We start from the raw sequence: 24,632 nt of genomic DNA on the forward strand, positions 1-24,632 counted from the left end.
TCTAACCATGCCGGGTGTCCCATATGTCTCGATGCAGGCTCCTTAAATGGGGCTGGTTCTTTCAGGGAGCGTGGGAATGGAAAGTGTAGGCTGGATTGCAGCAATCATCATCGGCGGTCTCGCCGGCTGGCTTGCGGGCAAGCTCATGGATATGCGCTTCGGCATTTTCATGAACATCATCCTCGGCATTGTCGGTTCGGTGGTTGCGGTTGCGGTGCTTCGAACCTTCGATGTTTTCGTGCAGGACAGCAGGCTCGGCTATTTCGTCACGTCTTTCATCGGCGCCAGCCTGTTGCTGTTTCTGGCGAAGCTGGTACGGCGCTGACAGGCTTCGTGACCGGAAGGGGCTTACGCTTTTTCTGGAATTGTTCTAAAGCATCGGGCCAACAGATGTTTAGGTCGCCAGGGGCGATGGAAGCAGGTTTTTAATGGTCACTATTCTCGACAGGACGTCGTCCGACGAAAAGCGCATTCGCCACCCGGAAAAGGCGCATAAGCCCGATACCGAGGTCATGCGCAAGCCGGAATGGATCCGCGTCAAGGCGCCGACCTCAAAGGGTTATCACGAGACGCGTGAACTGGTGCGTTCGCACAAGCTGGTGACGGTGTGCGAGGAAGCCGGCTGTCCGAATATCGGCGAATGCTGGGACAAGAAGCACGCGACCTTCATGATCATGGGTGAAATTTGCACCCGCGCCTGCGCCTTCTGCAATGTCGCGACCGGCAAGCCCAATCCGCTGGATATGGCCGAGCCCGAGAACGTCGCCAAGGCCGTCAAGCAGATGGGCCTTTCTCACGTCGTCATCACCTCGGTCGACCGCGACGATCTCGCCGATGGCGGTGCTGAACATTTCGAGAAGGTCATCTGGGCGATCCGTGCGGCATCGCCCAATACGACCATCGAAATCCTCACCCCCGACTTCCTGAAGAAGCCGGGCGCGCTGGAACGGGTCGTCGCCGCCAAGCCCGATGTCTTCAACCACAATATGGAAACCGTCCCGGGCAATTACCTCACGGTTCGCCCCGGTGCGCGCTATTTCCACTCCGTGCGCCTTCTGCAGCGGGTGAAGGAACTCGATCCCACCATGTTCACCAAGTCCGGCATCATGGTTGGCCTCGGCGAAGAGCGCAACGAAGTGCTGCAGCTGATGGACGACCTGCGCAGCGCCGATGTCGACTTCCTGACCATCGGCCAATATCTGCAGCCGACCCGCAAGCATCACAAGGTCGAGGCCTTCGTGACGCCGGAAGAGTTCAAGTCCTACGAGACCGTGGCTTACACCAAGGGCTTCCTGATGGTTTCTTCCAGCCCGCTGACCCGCTCCTCCCACCATGCCGGCGACGATTTCGAACGCCTGCGTGCGGCCCGCGAGAAGAAGCTGCTGGCAGCTGCGGAGTAAGGGGCAAAGGTTCGGCAACATAGGTTGCTGCATCGGGCGATATACGCTCTCTCCACCGTCATGCTCGGGCTTGTCCCGAGCATCTGCAACCTATCGATTGTACGATACGTGATTGGATCCTCGGGACAGGCCCGAGGATGACGTGAGTGGGAGGCGAGGCTTGTGAAATGGCTCCGCCGCCTGTTCCCGGCCTTCAACCGATCAAACCACAACCTTCTCCGGCCTATGCGCCCGCATGCACAAGATCACGCTCAGCACCACCGAACAGATCGCCACGATCTCGACAATGGTCGGCCCGCGTCCTTCCCATAGAAAACCGTAAAGCAGCGCAAACAGCGTTTCGAACAGGATCATCTGCCCGACCATGGTGAGCGGCAGAAGGCGGCTCATGCGGTTCCATAAGGCATTGCCGAGGATGGAGGCGGTGAAACCCAGCCCGGCTGCAACAGCCACAAAATGCAGCCAGTCGCCGGAATTATGGCTTTCGCCGCCAAAGCCAAAGGCCGGGATGGCGAGCGCGAGCGCAAGCCCGCCGGTCACCACACCGGTCATCATGTTCCAGTCATCGGCGCTGACATCGTGAAGGCGGGAGAGCCACCGGGCATTGCCAACCGCAAAGGCCGTCCAAGACGCCAGCGCACCGAGCGCACAGGCAAGCCCGATGACGCGAGAGACATCGAGCCCTGCATCGTTTTCCGTCAGCGACTGCCAGGAAATGCCGATAATCCCCATCGCGCCGAAGGCGAGCGACGGCCACAGCCGCTTCAGCGACACCGCGCCGTGATCGCGGCTGCCGATGATGGTGACGGCGACGGGCAGGAAGCCGATGATGATCGAGGTGAAGGCGACACCGCTCAATTTCACTGCGGTCGATATGAAGACATAATAGGCGATGTTGCCGATCATGCTCAGCCAGCCGAGTGCTATCCATTCCCGCGCGCCAAAATGCGCCGACACGCGTTTCAGGCGCGGCCCGATGATGATGAGGGAAATCAGCCCATAGGTGAGATAACGCGCCGTCGAGAGTTGCAGGGCGGAAAAATCCGGCACGAGTTTCGGGGCGAGAAAAATCCCACCCCAGAGCGCACCCGCCAGCATGCCGTAAAAAACACCGAGACCTGTTCTGTTCATGTCATGTCACATCCGCATTCACATTTGCCTGCGATGTGCCACAGCCCTCTGCGGCTGTCTTGACAAAAACTCCTGACCGGATGTGCTGGCGGTTTTAATGAATCCCGTAGGTCCGACGGTAGGCGGCGGGCGTTTCACCCACTGCATTGCGCATGGCGCGCGTCAGTGCAGTCTGGTCTGAAAAACCGGCCCGCAAGGCGATCTCGGCAATTGGCAGGGTGGAATTGCTGAGCAATGCGCAGACCTTGTCCATGCGCAACCCGGCCAGCCAGCGGTGAGGCGGGAGGCCGAATTCCTCGAGAAACAGCGCATGCAGGCGGCTGTCGCCGATCGTCACGCAGGAGGCCAGCATCTCGATGGTCCAGGGGAAGAACGGCTCCGCCCTGATAAGTGCAACGAGCCTGTGCAGGCGTTGGCGAATGTCGGCTTTCCCATTGGCAAGGCTGTCGACCAGGAGCGGCGCCCACAGGTCGGCAATATCGTCGCGACGCCCATCTGCCCCGATGACGCCGCGCATATAGGCAATCAATTGCCGCGTATCCTGCGCTATGTCGAGAAACGGCGAATGGGCGAATTTCTCGAGCGTTTGCTCGGGAAGGGCGCCTTCATCGATATCGACCACCAGCGAGCGGTTGCTTGCCGTCGCTTCCTGGGTGTGCGGCGCGTCGCGATGGATGAACGCGCCGCGTCCGGTCGACAATTCGTCCTGCCGTCCCGCCACATCGATCAGCAGACGCCCGGAGACCGGAAGAACGATCTGAACGAAGCCATGCCGTTCCTTCGGTCTTTCTTCCCTGTAGGTTCTGATATCGGCGGATGCGGCTGTCATGACGCTGTCGTTTCCATTGTGCAAAGAAATGGCCGCCTCGAAAAAGCGGCCAGTTCATTGTTTGATTATGACATCGTCTTGAAGATTGGGCCAGTCGGCTTTATCGGTCGGCTCTACGCGCCGGCAATTAACAGTCTTCCTTGGCGGTCGATTCGCCGCGTTTGCGTTTGCGCAGAACCGGCTTGTTCTCTCTCGCCTCGCATTTCGCGACGTCGATGAGATAGGCAAGCACCGGCATGCCGTTCATCGATGCGAGTTGCTTGGCGGATTCGAGAAGGTTGATGATGTTGGAAAAATCGTCCATCGGCTCACTCAGTGGCTCAAAGCGGTTATATGTCGGGTCTGAACCCAAGGATGAATACGCTGGGTGAAATCGGGAGCTTCCAGCGCCGTTGCATCCAATGGGTGTAATATTAGTCGCAAATAAATAGCAATCCCTGCGACGGGGTTACAATAGTCAATTTTCCGTAACTGTCATGCACGGCGAAGATATCGCTGCGGGGCGATGGCAGAAAAATCCAGCAGTCAGATGAGGTTTCTGAAATGCCAAACTATCTTCACAGGGTGGAAGACGCTGCTGCGATCATCGCCGGGGCGCAGCGAATCATGGTCGTGGGCTGTTCCGGCGGGGGCAAGTCGACGCTTTCGCAGAAGCTCGCGCGCAATTTCGGGCTTCGCTACATCTCCATGGATCGAGATGTTTTCTGGCTGCCTGGCTGGCAGGTGCGCCCGCGCGAGGAGCAGCGAGAGAGGATAGCCACCATCATTACCGAGGAGCGTTGGCTGATGGACGGCAGCAATCCGTCGTCTTTCGATATACGGTTGCCGCGATCCCATATCGTTTTGTGGGTGCGCATGCCGCGCTGGCTCTGCCTGTGGGGTGCCGTTAGCCGGGCGATCAAGGGTTATGGCAAGGCCCGCCCGGAAATGGCGGAGGGGTGCCCCGAAAGAATAGACATCGAATTCCTGCGCTATATCTGGAATTTCGAGCGGCGCCATACGCCGATCTTCGAGCAGAATTTCGCGCTTTATGGTCCTGATGTGCCGGTATTCCAGCTGAAAAGCCGAAAACAGTTTCGCCGCCTTCTTGATCTTCTGCGTGTCGAGGATTAACTGCCGCTCATGCCACAGTTCGAAACGCATCGCCACGTCAAACACTCGCCCGACCGCATGTACGACCTCGTCGCCGATGTGGAGAAATATCCCCAGTTTCTGCCCCTTTGCGAGGCGCTCACCGTGCGTTCGCGCAAGGAGCGCGATGGCAAGGTGCTGCTGGTGGCGGATATGACGGTGGGCTACAAGGCCATTCGCGAAACCTTCACCACGCAGGTGCTGCTGAACCCGGCCGAGCGCGCCATCGACGTGAAATATATCGACGGCCCTTTCAAATATCTCGACAATCGCTGGCGTTTCGAGGCCTCGGACGAGGGCGGATCGGCCATTCATTTCTTCATCGATTATGAGTTCAAGAACCGTCTGCTCGGCGCAGTCATGGGGTCGATGTTCGACCGGGCCTTCCGCATGTTCGCGGAAGCCTTCGAAACGCGTGCCGATAAAATTTATACGGACCCGGCCTGATTGAGGGCAATCAGCATCTCCAGCGCCGTCCTCACCGTCGCAAGCCGGATTTCGGTGCGGCCGATCTCACCATAACGCATTTCCTTATGCAGGCTGCCGCCATTGCGCGCCTTGGCGGCCAGATGCACCAGCCCAACCGGCTTGTCGGCGGAACCACCACCCGGACCGGCAATACCGGTTACCGCCACCGCAAAATCCGCCCGTGAACGAAACAGGGCGCCATGCGCCATCTGCAGCGCCGTCTGTCGGGAAACCGCGCCGAAATTCGCCAGCGTCTCGACGCTAACCCCCAGCATGTCCATCTTGGCTTCATTGGTATAGGTGACAAAACCACGATCGACGACAGCGGAGGAGCCGGCAATCTCCGTCAGGGCACCGGCGATCAGGCCGCCAGTGCAGCTTTCCGCGGTCGAGACCATGAAACCATGCGCGGTGAAATCGACAATGATCTGTCGCGCCAGCTCTTCTATGTCGGCGGGAAAAAGGCTCAAAGTGGTCTGCCCCTGTAAACGACGGTAGCGGTGGCGATTGCTGCGATACCCTCCCGGCGGCCGACAAAGCCGATGGTCTCATTAGTCGTCGCTTTCACCGAGCAGCGCTCAAGCGCGATGCCGAGCATGTCCGAGAGCGCTTCGCGCATGGCCTGCCGGTGCGGGCCGATGCGCGGCGCTTCCGCAATCAGCGAGACATCGGCATTCATGATCGTGCCGCCATTGTCGCGAACCACTTTGGCCGCGTGTTCGAGGAAGATGCGCGAGGCCGCTCCCTTCCATTGCGGATCGGAAGGCGGGAAGTGATCACCGATATCGCCAGCACCACAGGTGGCGAGCAGCGCATCCGTCAGCGCATGCAAAGCCACATCCGCATCCGAATGACCTTTGAGTTTCTGGTCGTGTTCGATGAAGATGCCGCACAGTGTCACGCCGTCGCCGGCCTCCAGCTGATGCACGTCGTAACCATTGCCGGTGCGCACGTCCGGCAATCCGTGGGAGAGCTTTTCATCGGCCATGGCGATATCCCGCTTGAGAGTGAGTTTTACATTGTCGACCGAACCTTCGGTCAGCGTCACCGTTAGTCCCGCCCATTCGGCAATCGAAGCATCATCGGTAAAATCGGACTTTCCGGAGGCGGCAGCCGCGCGGTGCGCGGCGAGAATATCGCCGTAGCCGAAACTCTGCGGTGTCTGCGCGGCATAAAGCCCCTGCCGGGAAACCGTCTCCACGACGCGACCATCCGAGCCGCGCTTCAGCGTGTCGGTGACGGAGAGGGCAGGCAGAACGCCACTGGCGCCGGCCCGGTGCAGGGCGACGATCCGTTCCAGCATGTCTACGGCGATGAAAGGCCGCACGGCATCATGGATCATCACATGCGTCAGCTCTTCCGAGGCGAGAGCTTCCAGCCCGGCAAGCACCGATTGCTGGCGTGTTGCGCCGCCCGTGACGGTAACGATCCGCTCTCCGGCATCAAGCCGCTGGAGGATCGGCGACAGCAGTGCCGCATCGTCTGTATGACTGACGATCACGATGGGGGAGGCATGATCCCAGTCAAGGAAGGTCGACAATGTATGCTCGATCACGGCCCTGCCTCCGATAGGGCGATATTGTTTCGGCCCTTCCTCGGGAGAGCCCGCTCTTTCTCCGCGTCCGGCGGCGACGATGACGATGCCGAGTTTCATAGTACTTTCCTGCATTGGTCTTATGCTTTGCGCGCAACCCTTAGCGGTTGACAGTCCTGCTCTAGCGTTTCAAAACCCGGATGGCCAGCCCGATAAGACGCGCATTCGCCCCTGCATGCCGCAGGATCAGCCGCCATTGCGTGTTCGAACCTGCACAAATTGCTGCCGACAGCAAAACAGGCAGGCAGTCGCCCAGCAAATAAAAGGTGCAACCCTCTAAAAGTGCTTGGCAACTGCACAAACACTGTCTAAAAATAATGCAAATAACCCTTCTGCATGAAAGATCATCAATTGCATCTTCCGGAGTTGTCAGAACCGTTCAGCATCGGCTCAGTCACGATCCGTAATCGTGCCGTGCTGGCGCCCATGTCGGGCGTGACGGATCTGCCGTTCCGGCAGCTCGCCTGGCGTTATGGCGCGGGCCTTGTCGTTACGGAAATGGTGGCAAGCCGTGAGCTCGTCGCCAACCGAGGCGAATCCTGGGCGCGGCTGAAAAATGCCGGCATGGTTCCGCATATGGTGCAGCTCGCAGGACGCGAGGCGCATTTTATGGCCGAGGCAGCGAAGATCGCGGCGGATAATGGCGCCGGCATCATCGATATCAATATGGGTTGTCCTGCCAAGAAGGTGACGGGCGGTTATTCCGGCTCGGCTTTGATGCGCGATCCCGATCATGCACTCTCGCTCATCGAGGCGACGGTCAATGCAGTCGACGTGCCTGTGACGCTGAAGATGCGGCTCGGCTGGGACGAAAACACCATCAATGCGCCGGAGATCGCCCGCCGTGCCGAAGCCGCAGGTGTTCAGCTGATCACCATTCACGGCCGCACCCGCATGCAGTTTTACGAGGGACGGGCGGACTGGGACGCCATCCGCGCCGTGCGCGAGGTGATTTCCGTGCCGCTGATCGCCAATGGCGACGTTGAAACGGCCGGGGATGCGCGCGAAATCCTGCGCCGTTCGGGTGCGGATGCCGTCATGGTCGGTCGCGGCGCGCAGGGGCAGCCCTGGCTACCGGCGGTGCTTGCCGGACATTCAGCGCCGCACCGCGACGATATTCCCGCCATCGCCATCGAACATTACGAGATGATGCTGGAATTTTACGGAAGGGAAGCCGGTCTCCGGCATGCCCGCAAACATCTTGGCTGGTATCTCGACCGTTTCGCGCCAGAGATCGCCACGACTGACAAGGCTGAAATCATGACATCGCGTGACACGGCGGAAGTGGCGGATCTGCTGCGCTCCGCCCTTAGCGAAAATGCGGGCGAAGAAGCCGCAAGGAAGGCCGCATGAGCGCTGACAAACACAGCCCGGCAGATGCAAACCCGCTCGCCATGGCGGTTCTGAATGCAGTGCAGAACCCCGTCATCCTGGTGGATGCGGAAGGTTTCATCGCCTTCGCCAACTGGGAAGCCGAAGCCTTTTTCGGGGCGAGCGCCTCCCATCTCGCGCGTTACCGCGTTTCCACCTTCATCCCCTTCGGCAGCCCGCTTCTGGCGTTGATCGATCAGGTGCGGGAGCGCCGCGCGCCGGTCAACGAATATCGCGTCGATCTGAGTTCGCCGCGTCTCGGCCAGGACAAGCTGGTCGATCTTTATGTCGCGCCCGTTGTCAGCGAGCCGGGATCGGTGGTGGTCGTCTTCCAGGAAAGATCGATGGCCGACAAGATCGACCGGCAACTGACGCATCGCGCTGCGGCGCGCTCTGTCACAGGCCTTGCCTCCATGCTCGCGCATGAGATCAAGAACCCGCTGTCCGGCATTCGAGGCGCTGCCCAATTGCTGGAGACATCGGTTGCCGATGAAGACAGGGCGCTGACGCGGCTGATCTGCGACGAGACCGACCGCATCGTCTCGCTGGTCGATCGCATGGAGGTGTTTTCCGACGAGCGGCCGGTGGATCGCGTGCCGGTCAACATCCATTCCGTGCTCGATCATGTGAAGGCCATCGCCAAGGCCGGCTTTGCCCGCAATATCAAGATCTCAGAGAATTACGACCCCTCGCTGCCGCCTGTTTATGCCAATCGTGACCAGTTGGTGCAGGTCTTTCTCAATCTGGTGAAGAATGCGGCGGAAGCCGTGGGCAATCAGCCGGATGGCGAGATCATCCTCACCACCGCCTATCGCCCCGGCATGCGGCTTTCGGTCGCCGGCAGCCGCGAGCGCATCTCGCTGCCGCTCGAATTCTGCGTGCATGACAATGGCCCGGGCGTTCCGGCCGATCTGCTGCCGCATCTTTTCGATCCCTTCATCACCACCAAGACGAATGGTTCGGGCCTCGGGCTGGCGCTTGTCGCCAAGCTGATCGGCGCCCATGGCGGCATTGTCGAATGCGACAGCCAGAACCACCGCACGACTTTCCGCGTATTGATGCCCGTCTCGCCGGAAGTGGCGCTCGACGACCGCTCTTTGCCGAACACGACAGGAAATGACCAATGACAGCTACGATCCTCGTCGCCGATGATGATGCCGCAATCCGCACGGTGCTGAACCAGGCGCTGAGCCGCGCCGGTTACGACGTGCGCATCACCTCCAATGCCGCCACGCTCTGGCGCTGGGTTTCGGCGGGTGAGGGCGATCTTGTCGTAACCGATGTCGTGATGCCGGATGAAAACGCCTTTGACCTGCTGCCGCGCATCAAGAAGGCCCGCCCGGACCTGCCGGTTCTGGTCATGAGTGCGCAGAACACCTTCATGACGGCCATCAAGGCCTCGGAAAAAGGCGCTTACGACTATCTGCCGAAGCCCTTCGACCTGACGGAACTGATCGCCATCATCGGCCGCGCTTTGTCGGAGCCGAAGCGCAAGCCGGCGAAGCTCGATGATGACATGCAGGACGGCATGCCGCTCGTTGGCCGCTCTGCCGCGATGCAGGAAATCTACCGCGTTCTCGCCCGCCTGATGCAGACCGACCTGACGCTGATGATAACGGGCGAATCCGGTACGGGTAAGGAACTGGTGGCGCGTGCGCTGCATGATTACGGCAAGCGCCGCAACGGTCCCTTCGTCGCCATCAACATGGCGGCTATTCCGCGCGACCTGATAGAATCCGAACTCTTCGGCCATGAGAAGGGCGCCTTCACCGGCGCGCAAAACCGCTCCACCGGCCGTTTCGAACAGGCCGAGGGCGGCACACTCTTCCTCGATGAAATCGGCGATATGCCGATGGACGCCCAGACGCGGCTGCTGCGCGTGTTGCAGCAGGGCGAATATACCACGGTGGGCGGTCGCACGCCGATCCGCACGGATGTCCGCATCGTCGCCGCCACCAACAAGGACCTGAAGCAGTCGATCAATCAGGGTCTCTTCCGCGAAGACCTTTATTACCGCCTGAACGTCGTGCCGCTGCGGCTGCCGCCGCTGCGTGACCGCGCCGAGGATATTCCCGATCTGGTGCGCCATTTCATCCAGCAGGGCGAAAAGGAAGGTCTGGAAGGAAAGCGTTTCGAGAGCGAGGCGCTGGAGGTCATGAAGGCCTATGCCTGGCCGGGCAACGTGCGCGAGCTGGAAAACCTGATCCGCCGCCTGATGGCGCTTTACCCGCAGGAAGTCATCACCCGCGAGATCATCGAACAGGAACTGCAATCGGATGTTCCCGACAGCCCGCTCGACAAGATGGCGGTTCGCACCGGTTCGCTCACCATTTCGCAGGCGGTGGAAGAAAATATGCGGGATTATTTCGCCAGTTTCGGCGATGGCCTGCCGCCGCCCGGCCTTTACGACCGCGTTCTGCGCGAACTCGAATATCCGCTGATTCTAGCGGCTCTGACCGCGACGCGTGGCAACCAGATCAAGGCCGCCGATCTTCTCGGCCTGAACCGCAATACGCTGCGCAAGAAAATCCGCGAGCTTGGCGTTTCCGTTTATCGCAGCTCCCGCCCAACCTGAGAATGTTGACAAGGTCGCATTTGTCGTTGCACTTTCGCCACATTGTGTTGCTTGAAAAACACTAGGAAGGAAAGAGATTCGCCAGCCTGAGGCGCGTCTTACCTGACTTCAGAAATGTGGTGCTGGCTGGCCAGCGATTGGGAGTAGTGCATGCGGAAACCCGCCGCCGAAAACGCCGTTGCCGATGAAGCAGCGGGCATGGTGGTTGCCGATCGCAGGATGTCTTTCGCTTTGCCGGGGCTGGTGCTCGCCGGCGTCGCTCTCGTTTGCGCCATCCTCACCCTGTTCGTACTTCTGGGTGTCACGCCAATCGCGCCGACATCGAACGTCGTCATCGCCTCCGTCGTCATCAATTCGATCTTCGTGATCGGCCTGATCTTCCTCATCGGACGCGAAATCAACCGGCTGCTGAAAGCGCGTAAAAAGGGCAGGGCTGCTGCTCGTCTGCATGTGCGCATCGTCGTGCTTTTCTCCATCGTGGCGATTACGCCTGCGGTGCTCGTCGCCATCTTCGCCAGTCTGACGCTGAATGTGGGCCTCGACCGCTGGTTTTCGCTGCGTACGCAGTCGATTGTCGATTCATCGAGCAATATCGCCCAGGCCTATATGATGGAGAATGCCGGTTATCTTCAGGGTCAGACCCTGTCGATGGCGACCGACCTCGACCGCAACCGTGCGCTTTTTTATCTGGATCGCACCGGCTTCGTCGATCTGATGACCCGTCAGGCCAAGGGGCGCGGCCTTCTCGGCGCGTTTCTGGTGCAGGAGGACGGCGATGCCGTTGCTCAGGCCGACATCAAGACCGAAAAACCACTTCCCGCCATACCGCATGACGCGCTTGAAAAGGCGGCCGCCGGCCAGCCGACGCTGATACCGCCCGGTATCACCAACCTCGTCGGCGCCATTATCAAGCTCGAAGGCATCAGCGGCACCTTCCTTTACACGGTGCGCGCCGTCGATCCCAAGGTGATGAGCGCAATGCGGCTGATGGAAGAGAACCGCGCCGAATACAAGGCGATGGAGGCAGGTCGCGCGCCGCTGCAGATCGCCTTTGCGATCCTCTATCTCGGTTTCGCGCTGATCGTGCTTCTCGCCGCCATCTGGACGGCGATTGCGGTGGCCGACCGTATCGTGCGGCCTATCCGTCTCCTCATCAGTGCGGCAGACAGTGTCGCCACCGGCAACATGCATGTGCTGGTTCCCGTCCGCGCCGTCGATGGCGACGTCGGGCGACTGTCGCGCACCTTCAACAAGATGGTCTCGGAACTGCGCAGTCAGCAGGAACAGATCATCGAGGCCAAGGACGATATCGATGATCGCCGCCGCTTCATCGAGGCCGTGCTGTCAGGCGTCACTGCCGCCGTCATCGGTGTCGATGAGAACCGCAGGATCACCATCGTCAATCCGTCGGGCGAAGAATTCCTGGCGCAGACCTCCGAGCAGCTTATCGGCGCGCAACTGTCGGAGATCGCGCCCGAAATCGAACAGGTCGTCAACGAGGCCAATACCTGGTCACGCGGCAATTTCCGCAAGCAGATCAACATCATGCGGCGCGGCAAGGAACGGACGCTGAATGTGCAGGTGACCCGTGAGGACGCCCGCGACAGCCGTGACAGCTACGTCATCACCCTCGATGACATCACCGATCTCGTCATCGCCCAACGTTCGACCGCATGGTCGGATGTGGCGCGGCGCATCGCGCATGAGATCAAGAACCCGCTGACGCCGATCCAGCTTTCCGCCGAGCGTATCAAGCGTCGTTTCGGCAAGCAGATCGACGAGAGCGACCGTGCCGTCTTCGACCAGTGTACGGACACCATCGTCCGGCAGGTCGGTGATATCGGCCGGATGGTGGACGAATTCTCGGCTTTTGCGCGCATGCCGAAGCCGACGAAGGAAAAGTCGGATCTGCGGGCAATCCTGAAGGACGCCGCATTCCTGCGCGAGATCAGCGCCGCCGATACGAAATTCTCAACCGAACTGGGCGATATCCCGCTGGAGGGCATGTTCGATGCCCGCATGCTGGGTCAGGCCTTCGGCAATCTCATCAAGAATGCGACGGAAGCCATCGAGGCGGTGGAAGGCGAAAAGCGGCCGGGTAAAATTCTGGTGCGCGCCGCTTTCGACGAGGCCAATTCGCGTTTCGTGGCTGACATCATCGACAATGGCCGCGGCCTTCCCGTCGAGAACCGTCACCGCATTCTCGAACCTTATATGACGATGCGGGACAAGGGCACGGGCCTCGGCCTCGCCATCGTCAAGAAAATCATCGAAGAGCATGGCGGGTATCTGGAACTCCACGATGCCCCGCCGGAGTTCGATCACGGCCACGGCGCCATGATCAGAGTGCTGCTGCCCTATATCGAGGCGGTCGGCGGCGAAAATAACAAGGAAGCAGCATATGGCGTCTGATATTCTGGTCGTGGATGACGAGGCGGACATTCGCGAAATCGTAGCGGGCATTCTTTCCGACGAGGGCCACGAGACCCGCATGGCGTTCGACAGCGACAGCGCGCTGGCCGCCATTTCGGAGCGCGTGCCGCGTCTGATCTTTCTCGATATCTGGATGCAGGGCTCGAAGCTCGACGGTCTGGCGCTGCTCGACGAAGTCAAGAGCCGCCACCCCGAAATCCCGGTGGTCATGATTTCCGGTCACGGCAATATCGAAACCGCCGTCAACGCCATCAAGCGCGGCGCTTTCGACTTTATCGAGAAGCCGTTCAAGGCCGACCGCCTCATTCTGATCGCTGAGCGAGCGCTGGAAAACTCGAAGCTGAAGCGCGAGGTTCAGGAACTCAAGAAGCGCACCGGTGACGCGGTTGAACTCGTCGGCGCATCGCTTGCGGTGTCGCAGCTTCGTCAGACCATCGACCGGGTTGCACCCACCAACAGTCGCATCATGATCCTCGGCCCCTCCGGTTCCGGCAAGGAACTTGTGGCGCGCATGGTGCACAAGAAGTCCTCGCGTGCGAGCGGACCCTTCGTGGCGCTCAATGCCGCGACGATCACGCCGGACCGCATGGAAATCGCGCTGTTCGGCACGGAAGGCCTGCCTGGGCAGCCGCGCAAGGTCGGCGCTCTGGAAGAAGCCCATCGCGGCGTGCTTTATCTCGATGAAGTCGGCGAAATGCCGCGCGAGACACAGAACAAGATCCTGCGCGTGCTGGTCGATCAGCAGTTCGAGCGCGTCGGCGGCGGCAAGCGGGTGAAGGTGGATGTGCGTATCATTTCCTCGACCGCCCATCACCTCGAAAGCCTGATCGCCGAAGGCCAGTTCCGTGAAGACCTCTATCATCGCCTCGCCGTCGTGCCGGTGAAGGTGCCGGCACTCTCCGAACGGCGCGAGGATATTCCTTTCCTCGTCGATATGTTCATGCGGCAGATTTCCGAGCAGGCCGGCATCCGCCCGCGCAAGATCGGCGACGACGCCATGGCCGTTCTCCAGACGCATGACTGGCCGGGCAATATCCGCCAGCTGCGCAACAATATCGAGCGGCTGATGATTCTCGCCCGTCCCGAGGGCGGCGAAGCGCCGATCTCGGCCGACATGCTGCCGTCGGATATTGGCGACATGCTGCCGAAGATTTCGGCGCAGGGCGATCAGCACATCATGACCCTGCCGTTGCGCGAAGCCCGCGAAATGTTCGAGCGCGACTATCTGATGGCGCAGATCAACCGCTTCGGCGGCAATATTTCGCGAACGGCGGAATTTGTCGGCATGGAACGGTCTGCACTGCATCGCAAACTGAAATCTCTCGGCGTATAAGGAAAGAAGGCGCTTCGCCGTAACCGATTATTCCGTCAGAGAGACAGCATGAAAGTCATCATTTGCGGCGCAGGGCAGGTGGGTTACGGCATCGCCGAACAATTGTCGCGGGAGGATAATGAAGTATCGGTGATCGATACCGCCGCGCCGCTCATCACCGCCATTACCGAGACGCTGGATGTGCGCGGTTATGTCGGCCATGGCGCGCATCCCGACATGCTGGCCAAGGCCGGCGCCGACCAGGCCGACATGATCATCGCCGTGACCTTGCATGACGAGATCAACATCGTCGCCTGCGAGGTGGCGCATGCCCTGTTCAGCGTGCCGACCAAGATCGCCCGCATCCGCGACCAGAGCTATCTGAAGCCGGAATATGCCGATCTCTTCAGCCGCGAGAACATGTCCATCGACGTGACGATTTCGCCTGAAGTCGAAGTCGGCAAGATGGTGCTCCGGCGCATCGCCTTTCCGGGCGCAACGGATGTGGTGCGTTTCGCCGACGACACGATCTACATGCTGGCCATCGAATGCATGGAGGATTGTCCGGTCATCAATACGCCGCTGCAGCAGCTCTCCAGCCTCTTTCCAGACCTCATCGCCACGGTGGTGGGCGTGTATCGGGATGGTATCCTCAAGGTAGCGCACTCTTCGGAACAGTTGCGGGTGGGCGACCTTGCCTATGTCATCTGCCAGCGCCAGCATGCCCGCCGCACCTTAAGCCTTTTCGGCCATGAGGAGCAGGAAGCGCAGCGCATCGTGATTGCCGGCGCCGGCAATATCGGCCACTTCGTCGCCCGCAAGATCGAGGAAATGCAGCAGAAAACGCGGGTGAAGATCATCGAGGCGGACCGCGACAGGGCGGTTGCCGCATCAGAACAGCTCAGCAATACCATCGTCATGCACGGCTCGGCGCTCGACCAGAAAATCCTGATGCAGGCCGATATTCAGGATGCCGATCTGATGGTGACGCTCACCAATAACGATCAGACCAATATTCTGGCGGCGGTGATTGCCAAGCAGCTCGGCTGCAAATCGAATCTGGCGCTTTTGAACAGTACGTCGTTCCACGACGTCGCCCGCTCTCTGGGGCTCGATGCCTATATCAACCCGCGGGCCGTAACGATCTCCCGCGTGCTTCAGCACGTGCGCAAGGGGCGCATCCGCTCAGTCTATGCCGTCCAGCGCGGCTCGGCGGAGGTTATCGAGGCGGAAGCGCTGGAGACGTCGCCGCTGGTCGGCCAGTCTTTCCGCGACATCGATATGCCGGAGGGTGTGCGCATCGGGGCGATCTATCGCGACGGCGTGGTGATCCGCCCGGATGGCAGCACGAAAATCAAGGCGAAGGACCGGGTCGTGCTGTTCGCATCCGCCGATGCGGTGCGCGACGTGGAACAACTTTTCCGTGTTTCGATACAATATTTTTGACTGTCCCGAATTGAAAATGTGGGTCAATACTCGTACTCATTCGGCTGTTTTGACCGTTGCGGAACGGAACACGATTTGATACCAGAGTTTGAGGTCGGCCAAGCGGGGGACAAGACTCGGCCGGCTTATTATTGATTGATTATTTTCCGGTATCCCTGCCGGCAAAAAAGAAAGAAGCGGCGCCATGGCGGAACGTTCTCAAAACCTTCAGGATCTCTTCCTCAATACCGTTCGTAAGCAAAAGATTTCGCTCACGATTTTCCTGATCAACGGCGTCAAGCTGACGGGCGTTGTCACCTCCTTCGACAATTTCTGCGTGCTTCTGCGCCGTGACGGTCATTCGCAGCTTGTCTACAAGCATGCGATCTCCACCATCATGCCCGGCCAGCCGATGCAGATGTTCGAAAGCGAAGAAGGCGCTGCCTGATCGGGCTCCCTCGACGGATATTCGACATAGACTGACCTGGACCGGGAACATTTCCCGTGCCGTCAGGTTAATCCCCATGGCCGCCCGCGCGGATGCGGTCGGCCGCAATCCTCTTTCTGGACAAGGCTGAACCCATTTCAACGCGCGACACCTCGAACGAATCGATTATTCCGGAGCAGGAAAAGCGCCGCGACGACATGCGTGCGGTCGTCCTCGTGCCGGTCCTCAAGCAGCGCGAAACGCGCGACGCGGCTGCCGGCCCGGCTGCCCCCGGCCGCTCGGTCGAAGCCAAACTTGAGGAAGCAAAGGGACTGGCGCTCGCCATCGATCTGGAAGTGACGCAGGGTCTCATCGTTTCGGTGAACCAGCCGCGCCCGGCCACACTGTTCGGAACCGGCAAGATCGAGGAAATCGGCCATCTTCTCGACGAGACCGATTCCGGCCTGGTGATCGTCGATCATCCTTTGACCCCGGTGCAGCAGCGCAATCTCGAAAAGCAGTGGAATTGCAAGGTCATCGACCGCACCGGCCTGATCCTTGAAATCTTCGGTCGCCGCGCCTCCACAAAGGAAGGCACGCTGCAGGTCGATCTTGCGCATCTGAACTACCAGAGGGGCCGCCTCGTCCGAAGCTGGACCCACCTAGAACGGCAGCGCGGCGGTGCGGGCTTCATGGGCGGCCCGGGTGAAACCCAGATCGAGGCCGATAGACGCCTGCTGCAGGATCGCATTGTCAAGCTGGAGAAGGAATTGGAGCAGGTGGTGCGCACGCGCCAGCTACACCGCGCCAAGCGCCGCAAGGTGCCGCATCCGATCGTCGCGCTGGTCGGTTACACCAATGCCGGCAAATCCACGCTGTTCAACCGCATCACCGGCGCCGGCGTTCTGGCGGAGGATATGCTGTTCGCCACGCTCGACCCGACCTTGCGCCGTATGAAGTTGCCGCATGGCCGCACCGTCATCCTGTCCGATACGGTCGGTTTCATTTCCGATCTTCCGACGCATCTGGTCGCCGCTTTCCGCGCCACTCTGGAAGAGGTGCTGGAAGCCGATCTCGTTCTGCATGTGCGCGATATGTCCGATCCGGACAATGCCGCTCAGTCTGCGGATGTGTTGCGCATTCTCGGTGACCTCGGCATTGACGAGAAGGAAGCGGAAAAGCGCATCATCGAGGTCTGGAACAAGGTCGACCGTCTCGAGCCGGAAGCGCATGACGCCATCATGCAGCGTGCCGAGGGTCGTTCGGATATCCGCGCCGTTTCGGCCATCACGGGCGAGGGCGTCGATGCCCTGATGGACGAGATTTCAAAGCGTCTTTCCGGTGTTCTGACGGAAACGACCGTTGTCCTCTCCATCGAACAATTGCCGCTGATCTCCTGGGTCTACAGCAATTCCATTGTCGACGGTCGTGAAGATCATGAGGACGGATCGGTTGCGCTCGATGTGCGCCTTTCGGAAGCGCAAGCGGCCGAACTGGAACGGAAGCTTGGTAAAGTGACTGTCCGCGAACGCGAGGACTGGGAGCGCTGAGCGCTTCTTGCATTGTCCCCAAACTCTCTCCGTCATTCCGGCCTTGAGCCGGAATCCAGCCACGGCGCGTCTGCGCCGTGAGAAGAGTCTTTTGCGATCAAAGACTTGATCGCGCTGGACCCCGGACTAAATCCGGGGTGACGGTTGCGGATGCTCCGCTGCTGCCAAGATGCATTCGGCAGTCATAACGGAAATGCTGTGCCTTACCGGATTCACCGCATATCCCTGCGATCAGGATGAAACCGTATCAAGCGAACGTTCGATGCGTTTCGCCGCCTGCCAGAGATCTTCCATTCTCTCGAGGCTCGCGTCTTCCAGCGTTTCGCCATTTTGGCTGAGCGACGTTTCGATGTGATTGAAACGCCTGCGGAATTTCGTGTTCGTACCGCGCAGCGCATCTTCCGGATCGGCTTTGACATGCCGGCCGATATTGACGAGGGCAAAAATGAGATCGCCGAGCTCGTCCGAGACCTTCTCCGGTTTTCCTTCCGCCAGCGCCTCACGCAGTTCGGCGATTTCCTCCTCGATCTTGTCGAGAATGGGAGCGGGGTTCGACCAGTCGAAACCGGCACGCGCTGCCTGTTCCTGTAGCTTCAGGGCCTCGGTCAGCGCCGGCTGGCTGCGCTGCACGCCGCCCAGAAACCCGGCCTTGAAATCCTCGGTGATGCCGCGTCGCGCGCGTCGCTCTGCTCGCTCGCGTTTTTCTTCCGCCTTGATGCGATCCCATTGCAGTTTGACGCCGTCCGGCGTGTCGGCGTCGGATACGTCGAAGACATGGGGATGACGGCGGATCATCTTCGAGGTCACGGCATGCACCACATCGCCAAAGGCGAATTCGCCCATCTCTTCGGCAATGCGGGCATGGAAAACCACCTGTAGCAGAAGGTCGCCCAGCTCCTCGCAAAGATCGTCCATATCCTTGCGCTCAATGGCGTCGGCGACTTCATAAGCCTCTTCGATGGTATAGGGCTTGATCGTCTCGAAGGTCTGCACGACATCCCAAGGGCAACCGGTTTCCGGCTGCCGCAGGGCTTCCATGATCTCGATCAGGCGGGAAATATCCTTCGAGGCTTCCATAGTGTCTCAAACCTTCGTTTTTTGTTTCTGCGCATCGCCCGGACGGAAAACCGCCACGCACGTCCTGCGGAAATGCTCTAGTTCAATGGAATGTCGTTGCCGCTCTTGGACGACTGATAGCTGGTGGAAAGATCGTCATAGGCGGCCTTGATGCGGGCCGTCTGCGCTTTCAACGTGGTTTTCAGCGGGTCTTCTTCACCTTCCACCAGATCGGCGATGAAATACGAATTCCAGAAGGCATTGTTGCGGCGATAGCCGCCCGGTTCCAGTCCGAAAACTTCCTTGAGGATTTTCAGGTCGTGAGGGATCGCGAAAGCGTCGCGGGAATCCTCGTGGCTGAAGAAGGAGTAGAAATTATCGAAGCCGGCCCAGGTGATGGCGGACATGCACATGGTGCAGGGTTCGTGGGTGGAGAGAAAAATCAACTCCTTCGTGTTCGGCTTTTCGCCCAGCTCGTAAAACCGCTTCAGCGTGTGCACTTCGCCATGCCAGAGCGGATTTTCCAGCTCGTTATTTGTCTCGGCGATTACCAGCGACATGTCCGATTTGCGCAGGATCGCCGCACCGAAAACCTTGTTGCCAAGGCTGACGCCACGCGCCGTCAAGGGCAGGATATCGTGTTCGATGACATCGAGAAGGCGGGCGGCGAGGGTGGGGCTGGTCAAGGGTCTGGTCCTTCGTGCCGCTTTAAGAAAAAGCGGTCTTCGCATGGGGAAATCGGCAGTCGATGGTCGCTCCTTGTTCGGCGCGAGGACCCGCTTTGTCAAGGGATTGCGAGGGGATTCTCAGGGCTTGCGAGGGTGTGGAAAAGCATCGCCGGTTTGTTTTCCTCCAAAACCGGGGTCTTCGAGAAATAAAAATCCAGGTGCCGGAAAGGCTTGAATTTCTGTTTCTTCAATCTTGCACCGCAATGCGGGATATATGTCCAATGCACAACGAACATGATTTTTCCGCTGCTGGCGACCGCCTTTCAACCTTCCCCGCTTTCTTCCGGGTCGAGGGGCGGCAGGTCGCTGTTTTCGGAAATGGCGATGAAGCCTTCGCGAAGGTAAGGCTTCTCGCCAATACCAACGCGCATATCGTTGCCTATGCCGACCAGCCGGACGCCGATTTTGCCCGTTATATCAGCGAAAACGGCATTGATCATCGGGCTTTGGCTTTCGCCGGTGAATTGATCGAAGGCGCCACGCTGGTCTTCGCCGCTACCGGCGATGAGGCGCTGGACCGTGAGATCGTCACCGTCGCGCGCGCCGCGAAAATCCCCGCCAATGCGGTGGATCAGCCGGAATTCTGCGATTTTTTCACTCCGGCGCTCGTCGCCCGCGCGCCCGTCGCCGTGGCTATCGGCACGGAAGGGGCAGGGCCGGTTCTTGCCCAGATGATCCGCGCCCGCATCGATCAGATGCTGTCGCCGTCGCTTGGCAAGCTTGCGCGCCTTGCCGTGCAGTATCGTGATGCGGCCGAGGAGAACGTGCCGAAGGGCGCCTTGCGGCGCAATTTCTGGCGACGGTTCTTTTCGGGTGCAGTGGCGGATGCCGTCGCCGTTGGCGACACGCTCTCCGCCCGTCAGGCCGTTGGCCGCCTGCTGCAATCGCCCGAACGCAGTGAAGGCCGTATCTGGCTCGTCGGCGCGGGACCGGGCGCTGAAGATCTGCTGACGCTGCGCGCGCAGCGCGTGCTGATGGAAGCCGATGTGATCGTTTACGATGCGCTTGTGCCGCAGGCGATTGTCGATATGGGCCGCCGCGATGCCGAGCGGCTCTCCGTCGGCAAGCGCAAGGGCTGCCACAGCAAGTCGCAGGATGAGATCAACCGCCTGCTGGTGCGCCTCGGCAAAGATGGCAAGCGCGTCGTGCGCCTCAAATCCGGCGATCCGCTGGTCTATGGCCGGGCGGGCGAAGAAATGGCGGCGCTGCGCGAGGCCGGTATTGCCTATGAAATCGTGCCCGGCATCACGTCGGCCTTCGCTGCCGCTGCGGATTTCGAATTGCCGCTGACGCTGCGCGGTGTCGCTTCATCGCTGATTTTCACCACCGGCCACGATCTGGCCGGCGATGTTCTGCCCGATTGGGCACGGCTTGCCGTTTCCGGCGCCACCATCGCCGTCTATATGGGCCGCAGTGTTGCTGCTTCGGTCGCGAGGCGGCTGATCGACGCGGGATTGGGTGTGGAAACCACGGTTGCCGTCATCGAAAACGCCAGCCGCGCGGATCGCCGCCTGCTGCATGGCACACTGAACGATCTGCCCGAGCTCGAACATCGCGATGAACTGACCGGACCGGTCATGGTCATCATCGGCGATGCGGTGGCGGGCGCCAATTTTGACAGGTCCGAGGCGCTTGCATCATCAGTGCGGCCGGCGGATTTCAAACGGGAGTATATAAATGGCTGACAAGGTTTTGACCGCCAACCGCCTGAGCGATGGCATCGCCGTCTGGCTCGATGCCAACGGGGAGTGGACGGAGAACCTGCAGGGCGCAATCGTTGCCCGCCATGCGGAGGCCGTCGCCTCGTTCGAGGAAATCGGCAAGCGGGATTTTTCCGCCAACAAGGTCGTCGATGTGGCCATCATCGATGTCATTGAGGAGAACGGCAAGCTTTGGCCGACGCGTCTTCGCGAACGCATTCGCGCCGCCGGCCCCACCGTGCACTATGCCACCGGCTTCAAGCCGGCCGATGCAGCATTCATCGCAGTCTGAGGAAGAATATGTACCGTTACGACGAGTTCGATCACGCATTTGTTGAAGGCCGCGTGGCGCAGTTTCGCGATCAGGTCGAGCGCCGCCTTTCCGGCGAACTGGCCGAGGATGCGTTCAAGCCGCTGCGCCTGATGAACGGCGTCTATCTTCAGCTGCATGCCTATATGTTGCGCGTCGCCATTCCTTACGGCACGCTGAATTCGAAGCAGATGCGGATGCTGGCCCATATCGCCCGCAAATATGACCGGGGTTACGGCCACTTCACCACCCGCCAGAACATCCAGTACAACTGGCCGCGCCTTTCCGATACGCCGGATATCTTGTCCGAACTGGCGAGCGTGGAAATGCACGCGCTTCAGACCTCGGGCAACTGCATTCGCAACGTCACCGCCGATCATTTCGCCGGTGCAGCCGCCGATGAGGTCGCCGATCCGCGTCCCTATGCGGAAATCCTGCGTCAGTGGTCTTCCGTGCACCCGGAATTCTCCTTCCTGCCGCGCAAGTTCAAGATCGCCGTCACCGGCGCCGAGCGCGACCGTGCCGCCATTCAGGTGCACGATATCGGCCTGCATCTGAAAAAGAACGACAAGGGTGAGATCGGGTTCGCCGTCTATGTCGGCGGCGGGCAGGGCCGCACGCCTATGATCGCCAAGAAAATCCGCGACTTCCTGCCGGAAGAGGACCTTTTGTCCTACACCACGGCGATCATGCGCGTTTATAACCTGCACGGTCGTCGCGACAACAAATACAAGGCGCGTATCAAGATCCTCGTGCATGAGACCGGTGCGGAAGAACTGGCCCGCCAGGTCGAGGTCGAATTCGCTGAACTCAAGAACACCGAGTTGAAGCTTCCGGATGCCGATATTGCGGCAATCACCGCTTATTTCGCGCCGCCGGCGCTGAAGGACCGGCCGGAAGGCTGGGAAAGCCTGGCGCGCTGGAAGCGGGCCGATGAAGGCTTTGCCCGTTTTGTCGAGCAGAACGTCGCGCCGCACAAGCATCCCGACTACGGCATGGTGACGATTTCTTTGAAGCCGATTGGCGGCATTCCGGGCGATGCGACCGATGAGCAGATGGAACTCGTCGCCGATATCGCCGCGGAATATGCCTTCGACGAAATCCGCATCAGCCATGAGCAGAACATCATCCTGCCGCATGTGGCGCTGGCCGATCTCGAGCCGGTTTATCGCGCGCTGGTAGGCGCTGGCCTCGCGACCGCCAATGCCGGGCTGATCACCGATATCATTGCCTGTCCCGGGCTGGACTATTGCGCGCTCGCCAATGCGCGCTCCATTCCGGTGGCGCAGGAAATTTCCACCCGTTTCGGTTCGCCGGAGCGTCAGGCGGAAATCGGTGAGCTGAAGATCAAGATTTCCGGCTGCATCAATGCCTGCGGCCACCACCATGTCGGCCATATCGGCCTGCTGGGTGTGGAAAAGAAGGGCGCGGAACTCTACCAGATCACGCTTGGCGGATCGGGCGATGAGAATACCTCGATCGGTGAAATCATCGGCCGTGGCTTCGAGCCGGAAAAAGTCACCGACGCCATCGAAACCATCGTCGACACCTATCTCGGGCTTCGCCTTTCGAAGGAAGAAATTTTCCTCGAAGCCTATCGCCGCGTTGGACCGCAACCGTTCAAGGATGCGCTCTACGGTTCCGCTGCAGAAGCCGCCTGAGGAGAATGCCATGACGAAAATCTGGAACCGCGACGGCTTCGTGGAAAACGATCCCTGGGTGATCGAAACGGAAGAAGTGAAAGCGACAGCGGAGCAGAAGCCGGTGCTGCCGCTTGCCGATTTTCTGGTTCGTGCCGCCGAAAGCAACGATATCGGCCTCGGCGTTCTGATCACGCCCGCCGACGATGTGACGCGGCTCGGCCCCTATCTCGACCGTATCGACCTTGTCGCCGTAAGCTTCCCGGCCTTCAATGACGGTCGCGGGTTCAGCCACGCCTCGCTGCTGCGCAGCCGTCTCGGTTTTGCGGGCGAGGTGAGGGCGGTTGGCGACGTGCTGATCGACCAGGTGCCGCTGATGCTGCGCACCGGCTTCACCAGCTTTGCGGTGACGAACGGCACGGCCATCCGCCGCCTGTCCGAAAATCGCCTGCCGGAAATTCCGGTTTATTACCAGCCGACGGCCAAGCCGGCGAGCGGCGGTGAGGCCTATAGCTGGCGTCGCCGTGCGTCTCTATGACACGTTGCGTGGAAATATGAGTTTTTGATACATATTTCCTACGCACATGGCAGTATTGACATTCTCATGCCTTCAAACCGGAGCAAAAATGGTATAATTGCCCGGTCGGAGAATGTCGCATCGAATAAGAATGGACGGAACCTGAAATGAACGCGCCAGCCAAGACGGAAGATTTCGCGATCAAGATACCTGACGGTGTTTACGCCGAGACGGTTTTATCGGTGGAGCACTATACCGACCACCTGTTCCGTTTCCGCATGACGCGCCCGGCCGGCTTCCGTTTCCGTTCCGGCGAATTCGCCATGATCGGCCTGATGGTCGGCGACAAGCCGATCTACCGCGCCTATTCCATCGCCAGCCCCGCCTGGGACGAGGAACTGGAATTCTTCTCGATCAAGGTTCCGAACGGTCCGCTGACATCGCATCTTCAGGCGATCAAACCCGGCGATACCGTGCTGATGCGCAAGAAGCCGACAGGCACGCTGGTTCTGGATGCGCTGACGCCTGGCAGGCGGCTTTACATGTTCTCCACCGGCACCGGCATCGCGCCTTTTGCGAGCCTGATCCGTGACCCGGAGACCTATGAGAAGTTCGAGGAAGTCATCCTCACCCATACCTGCCGCGACGTGGCCGAGCTGAAATACGGCTTCGATCTGGTCGAGGAAATCCGTAACCACGAATTCCTGAACGAGATCGTCGGCGACAAGCTGAAGCACTATGCGACCGTCACCGCGAGGACTACCCCTTCAAGGGCCGTATCACCACGCTGATTGAAAACGGCAAGCTGTTTGCGGATCTCGGCGTTCCGGCGCTCGACCCCGAAATCGATCGCGGCATGATCTGCGGATCCTCCGCGATGCTGAAGGACACCAAGGAGCTCCTGGAAAAGGCCGGCCTGAACGAAGGCGCCAACAACAAGCCCGCCGAATTCGTTATCGAACGCGCTTTCGTCGGTTGATCCCATAAAAAGCTACGAGATTTCAGGAGGCCGTCAGGCCTCCTTTTTGTTTGCGC

At 60.0% G+C, this 24,632-nt stretch carries 23 protein-coding genes and 1 pseudogene; 17 read left to right on the forward strand and 7 right to left on the reverse strand.

Going from position 1 to position 24,632, the window contains the following annotated elements:
* The first annotated feature begins 76 nt into the window (after positions 1-76).
* Positions 77-325 carry a GlsB/YeaQ/YmgE family stress response membrane protein gene (locus L901_RS01955; RefSeq protein ID WP_003521362.1) on the forward strand — a complete coding sequence of 83 codons (249 nt, stop codon included), beginning with the start codon at positions 77-79 and terminating at the stop codon, positions 323-325.
* 103 nt (positions 326-428) lie between these two features.
* Entirely contained in the window at positions 429-1,400 is a 972-nt protein-coding gene (gene lipA, locus L901_RS01960) for a lipoyl synthase (protein WP_035217452.1), read from the forward strand.
* 201 nt (positions 1,401-1,601) lie between these two features.
* Here lipA and L901_RS01965 read toward each other — a convergent pair whose 3' ends face one another.
* From L901_RS01965 to L901_RS27305, 3 genes are all read right to left on the reverse strand, one after another.
* The gene (locus L901_RS01965; RefSeq protein WP_059752852.1) at positions 1,602-2,531 is read right to left on the reverse strand and encodes a DMT family transporter; all 930 of its coding nucleotides are present in this window, start codon (positions 2,529-2,531) and stop codon (positions 1,602-1,604) included.
* A 94-nt stretch (positions 2,532-2,625) separates the two neighbouring features.
* Entirely contained in the window at positions 2,626-3,360 is a 735-nt protein-coding gene (locus L901_RS01970; protein ID WP_059752855.1) for an AraC family transcriptional regulator, read from the reverse strand.
* 127 nt (positions 3,361-3,487) lie between these two features.
* Positions 3,488-3,664, reverse strand: coding sequence for a hypothetical protein (locus L901_RS27305; protein ID WP_003496171.1), 177 nt, complete (start codon positions 3,662-3,664; stop codon positions 3,488-3,490).
* Between the two features lie 239 nt (positions 3,665-3,903).
* Between L901_RS27305 and L901_RS01975 the strand changes: the two genes are divergently transcribed.
* Both L901_RS01975 and L901_RS01980 read left to right on the forward strand, forming a co-directional pair.
* Complete coding sequence (locus tag L901_RS01975) at positions 3,904-4,473, forward strand: ATPase AAA (RefSeq protein ID WP_035263998.1); 570 nt, start codon at positions 3,904-3,906, stop codon at positions 4,471-4,473.
* 9 nt (positions 4,474-4,482) lie between these two features.
* Entirely contained in the window at positions 4,483-4,938 is a 456-nt protein-coding gene (locus L901_RS01980) for a type II toxin-antitoxin system RatA family toxin (RefSeq protein ID WP_035217445.1), read from the forward strand.
* Here L901_RS01980 and L901_RS01985 read toward each other — a convergent pair.
* Positions 4,920-5,429, reverse strand: a complete 510-nt coding sequence (locus L901_RS01985) for a CinA family protein (RefSeq protein WP_035264000.1) — start codon at positions 5,427-5,429, stop codon at positions 4,920-4,922. The genes L901_RS01980 and L901_RS01985 overlap by 19 nt on opposite strands.
* Positions 5,426-6,613, reverse strand: a complete 1,188-nt coding sequence (locus L901_RS01990) for a bifunctional 2-C-methyl-D-erythritol 4-phosphate cytidylyltransferase/2-C-methyl-D-erythritol 2,4-cyclodiphosphate synthase (protein ID WP_035264003.1) — start codon at positions 6,611-6,613, stop codon at positions 5,426-5,428. The genes L901_RS01985 and L901_RS01990 overlap by 4 nt, the downstream gene beginning before the upstream one ends.
* Before the next feature lie 276 nt (positions 6,614-6,889).
* On the opposite strand from L901_RS01990, the gene dusB reads away from it, so the two are divergent.
* The 8 genes from dusB (at position 6,890) to hflX (ending at position 17,646) form a co-directional block, all read left to right on the forward strand.
* Positions 6,890-7,906 carry a tRNA dihydrouridine synthase DusB gene (gene dusB, locus L901_RS01995; RefSeq protein ID WP_035264006.1) on the forward strand — a complete coding sequence of 339 codons (1,017 nt, stop codon included), beginning with the start codon at positions 6,890-6,892 and terminating at the stop codon, positions 7,904-7,906.
* Positions 7,903-9,051, forward strand: coding sequence for a nitrogen regulation protein NR(II) (locus L901_RS02000; protein WP_035264009.1), 1,149 nt, complete (start codon positions 7,903-7,905; stop codon positions 9,049-9,051). Before dusB ends, L901_RS02000 begins: the two co-directional genes overlap by 4 nt.
* Positions 9,048-10,499, forward strand: a complete 1,452-nt coding sequence (gene ntrC / locus L901_RS02005) for a nitrogen regulation protein NR(I) (protein ID WP_003521350.1) — start codon at positions 9,048-9,050, stop codon at positions 10,497-10,499. The genes L901_RS02000 and ntrC overlap by 4 nt, the downstream gene beginning before the upstream one ends.
* Positions 10,500-10,649: 150 nt before the next feature.
* A complete protein-coding gene (locus L901_RS02010) occupies positions 10,650-12,911 on the forward strand; it encodes a PAS domain-containing sensor histidine kinase (RefSeq protein WP_059752857.1) in 2,262 nt (753 codons plus the stop codon).
* Entirely contained in the window at positions 12,901-14,265 is a 1,365-nt protein-coding gene (locus L901_RS02015) for a sigma-54 dependent transcriptional regulator (protein ID WP_059752860.1), read from the forward strand. Before L901_RS02010 ends, L901_RS02015 begins: the two co-directional genes overlap by 11 nt.
* A gap of 48 nt (positions 14,266-14,313) precedes the next feature.
* Positions 14,314-15,690 carry a Trk system potassium transporter TrkA gene (gene trkA, locus L901_RS02020; protein WP_059752863.1) on the forward strand — a complete coding sequence of 459 codons (1,377 nt, stop codon included), beginning with the start codon at positions 14,314-14,316 and terminating at the stop codon, positions 15,688-15,690.
* 184 nt (positions 15,691-15,874) lie between these two features.
* A complete protein-coding gene (gene hfq, locus L901_RS02025; protein WP_003496145.1) occupies positions 15,875-16,117 on the forward strand; it encodes an RNA chaperone Hfq in 243 nt (80 codons plus the stop codon).
* A 92-nt stretch (positions 16,118-16,209) separates the two neighbouring features.
* On the forward strand, positions 16,210-17,646 hold the full coding sequence (gene hflX, locus L901_RS02030) for a GTPase HflX (protein ID WP_183044063.1): 1,437 nt from the start codon (positions 16,210-16,212) through the stop codon (positions 17,644-17,646).
* A gap of 231 nt (positions 17,647-17,877) precedes the next feature.
* Here hflX and mazG read toward each other — a convergent pair whose 3' ends face one another.
* Both mazG and L901_RS02040 read right to left on the reverse strand, forming a co-directional pair.
* The gene (mazG, locus tag L901_RS02035; RefSeq protein WP_059752866.1) at positions 17,878-18,723 is read right to left on the reverse strand and encodes a nucleoside triphosphate pyrophosphohydrolase; all 846 of its coding nucleotides are present in this window, start codon (positions 18,721-18,723) and stop codon (positions 17,878-17,880) included.
* A 77-nt stretch (positions 18,724-18,800) separates the two neighbouring features.
* Complete coding sequence (locus tag L901_RS02040) at positions 18,801-19,433, reverse strand: deaminase (RefSeq protein ID WP_371259703.1); 633 nt, start codon at positions 19,431-19,433, stop codon at positions 18,801-18,803.
* Between the two features lie 218 nt (positions 19,434-19,651).
* Between L901_RS02040 and cysG the strand changes: the two genes are divergently transcribed.
* The 5 genes and pseudogenes from cysG (at position 19,652) to L901_RS02070 (ending at position 24,576) form a co-directional block, all read left to right on the forward strand.
* The gene (gene cysG, locus L901_RS02050; protein WP_059752875.1) at positions 19,652-21,115 is read left to right on the forward strand and encodes a siroheme synthase CysG; all 1,464 of its coding nucleotides are present in this window, start codon (positions 19,652-19,654) and stop codon (positions 21,113-21,115) included.
* The gene (locus L901_RS02055; protein WP_059752878.1) at positions 21,108-21,422 is read left to right on the forward strand and encodes a DUF2849 domain-containing protein; all 315 of its coding nucleotides are present in this window, start codon (positions 21,108-21,110) and stop codon (positions 21,420-21,422) included. The genes cysG and L901_RS02055 overlap by 8 nt, the downstream gene beginning before the upstream one ends.
* An 8-nt stretch (positions 21,423-21,430) precedes the next feature.
* On the forward strand, positions 21,431-23,101 hold the full coding sequence (locus L901_RS02060) for a nitrite/sulfite reductase (RefSeq protein WP_003521340.1): 1,671 nt from the start codon (positions 21,431-21,433) through the stop codon (positions 23,099-23,101).
* Between the two features lie 10 nt (positions 23,102-23,111).
* Positions 23,112-23,618: a DUF934 domain-containing protein gene (locus L901_RS02065; protein ID WP_059752880.1), complete on the forward strand. Its 507-nt coding sequence runs from the start codon at positions 23,112-23,114 to the stop codon at positions 23,616-23,618.
* 146 nt (positions 23,619-23,764) lie between these two features.
* Positions 23,765-24,576: pseudogene (locus tag L901_RS02070) on the forward strand (ferredoxin--NADP reductase).
* Positions 24,577-24,632 lie beyond the last annotated feature (56 nt).

Source organism: Agrobacterium sp. D14, assembly GCF_001526505.1.
GTDB classification, from domain to species: Bacteria; Pseudomonadota; Alphaproteobacteria; order Rhizobiales; family Rhizobiaceae; genus Agrobacterium; species Agrobacterium leguminum.

Coding starts and splice junctions, on each gene's coding strand:
- L901_RS02010 (WP_059752857.1), top strand. CDS start 10,650: ATGCGGAAACCCGCCGCCGAAAACGCCGTTGCCGATGAAGCAGCGGGC.
- L901_RS27305 (WP_003496171.1), bottom strand. CDS start 3,664: ATGGACGATTTTTCCAACATCATCAACCTTCTCGAATCCGCCAAGCAA.
- L901_RS01980 (WP_035217445.1), top strand. CDS start 4,483: ATGCCACAGTTCGAAACGCATCGCCACGTCAAACACTCGCCCGACCGC.
- L901_RS02000 (WP_035264009.1), top strand. CDS start 7,903: ATGAGCGCTGACAAACACAGCCCGGCAGATGCAAACCCGCTCGCCATG.
- lipA (WP_035217452.1), top strand. CDS start 429: ATGGTCACTATTCTCGACAGGACGTCGTCCGACGAAAAGCGCATTCGC.
- L901_RS01955 (WP_003521362.1), top strand. CDS start 77: ATGGAAAGTGTAGGCTGGATTGCAGCAATCATCATCGGCGGTCTCGCC.
- L901_RS01970 (WP_059752855.1), bottom strand. CDS start 3,360: ATGACAGCCGCATCCGCCGATATCAGAACCTACAGGGAAGAAAGACCG.
- L901_RS02060 (WP_003521340.1), top strand. CDS start 21,431: ATGTACCGTTACGACGAGTTCGATCACGCATTTGTTGAAGGCCGCGTG.
- L901_RS02015 (WP_059752860.1), top strand. CDS start 12,901: ATGGCGTCTGATATTCTGGTCGTGGATGACGAGGCGGACATTCGCGAA.
- L901_RS02040 (WP_371259703.1), bottom strand. CDS start 19,433: ATGCGAAGACCGCTTTTTCTTAAAGCGGCACGAAGGACCAGACCCTTG.
- dusB (WP_035264006.1), top strand. CDS start 6,890: ATGAAAGATCATCAATTGCATCTTCCGGAGTTGTCAGAACCGTTCAGC.
- L901_RS01965 (WP_059752852.1), bottom strand. CDS start 2,531: ATGAACAGAACAGGTCTCGGTGTTTTTTACGGCATGCTGGCGGGTGCG.
- cysG (WP_059752875.1), top strand. CDS start 19,652: ATGCACAACGAACATGATTTTTCCGCTGCTGGCGACCGCCTTTCAACC.
- hfq (WP_003496145.1), top strand. CDS start 15,875: ATGGCGGAACGTTCTCAAAACCTTCAGGATCTCTTCCTCAATACCGTT.
- L901_RS01975 (WP_035263998.1), top strand. CDS start 3,904: ATGCCAAACTATCTTCACAGGGTGGAAGACGCTGCTGCGATCATCGCC.
- ntrC (WP_003521350.1), top strand. CDS start 9,048: ATGACAGCTACGATCCTCGTCGCCGATGATGATGCCGCAATCCGCACG.
- mazG (WP_059752866.1), bottom strand. CDS start 18,723: ATGGAAGCCTCGAAGGATATTTCCCGCCTGATCGAGATCATGGAAGCC.
- L901_RS02065 (WP_059752880.1), top strand. CDS start 23,112: ATGACGAAAATCTGGAACCGCGACGGCTTCGTGGAAAACGATCCCTGG.
- hflX (WP_183044063.1), top strand. CDS start 16,210: ATGCGGTCGGCCGCAATCCTCTTTCTGGACAAGGCTGAACCCATTTCA.
- L901_RS02055 (WP_059752878.1), top strand. CDS start 21,108: ATGGCTGACAAGGTTTTGACCGCCAACCGCCTGAGCGATGGCATCGCC.
- L901_RS01990 (WP_035264003.1), bottom strand. CDS start 6,613: ATGAAACTCGGCATCGTCATCGTCGCCGCCGGACGCGGAGAAAGAGCG.
- trkA (WP_059752863.1), top strand. CDS start 14,314: ATGAAAGTCATCATTTGCGGCGCAGGGCAGGTGGGTTACGGCATCGCC.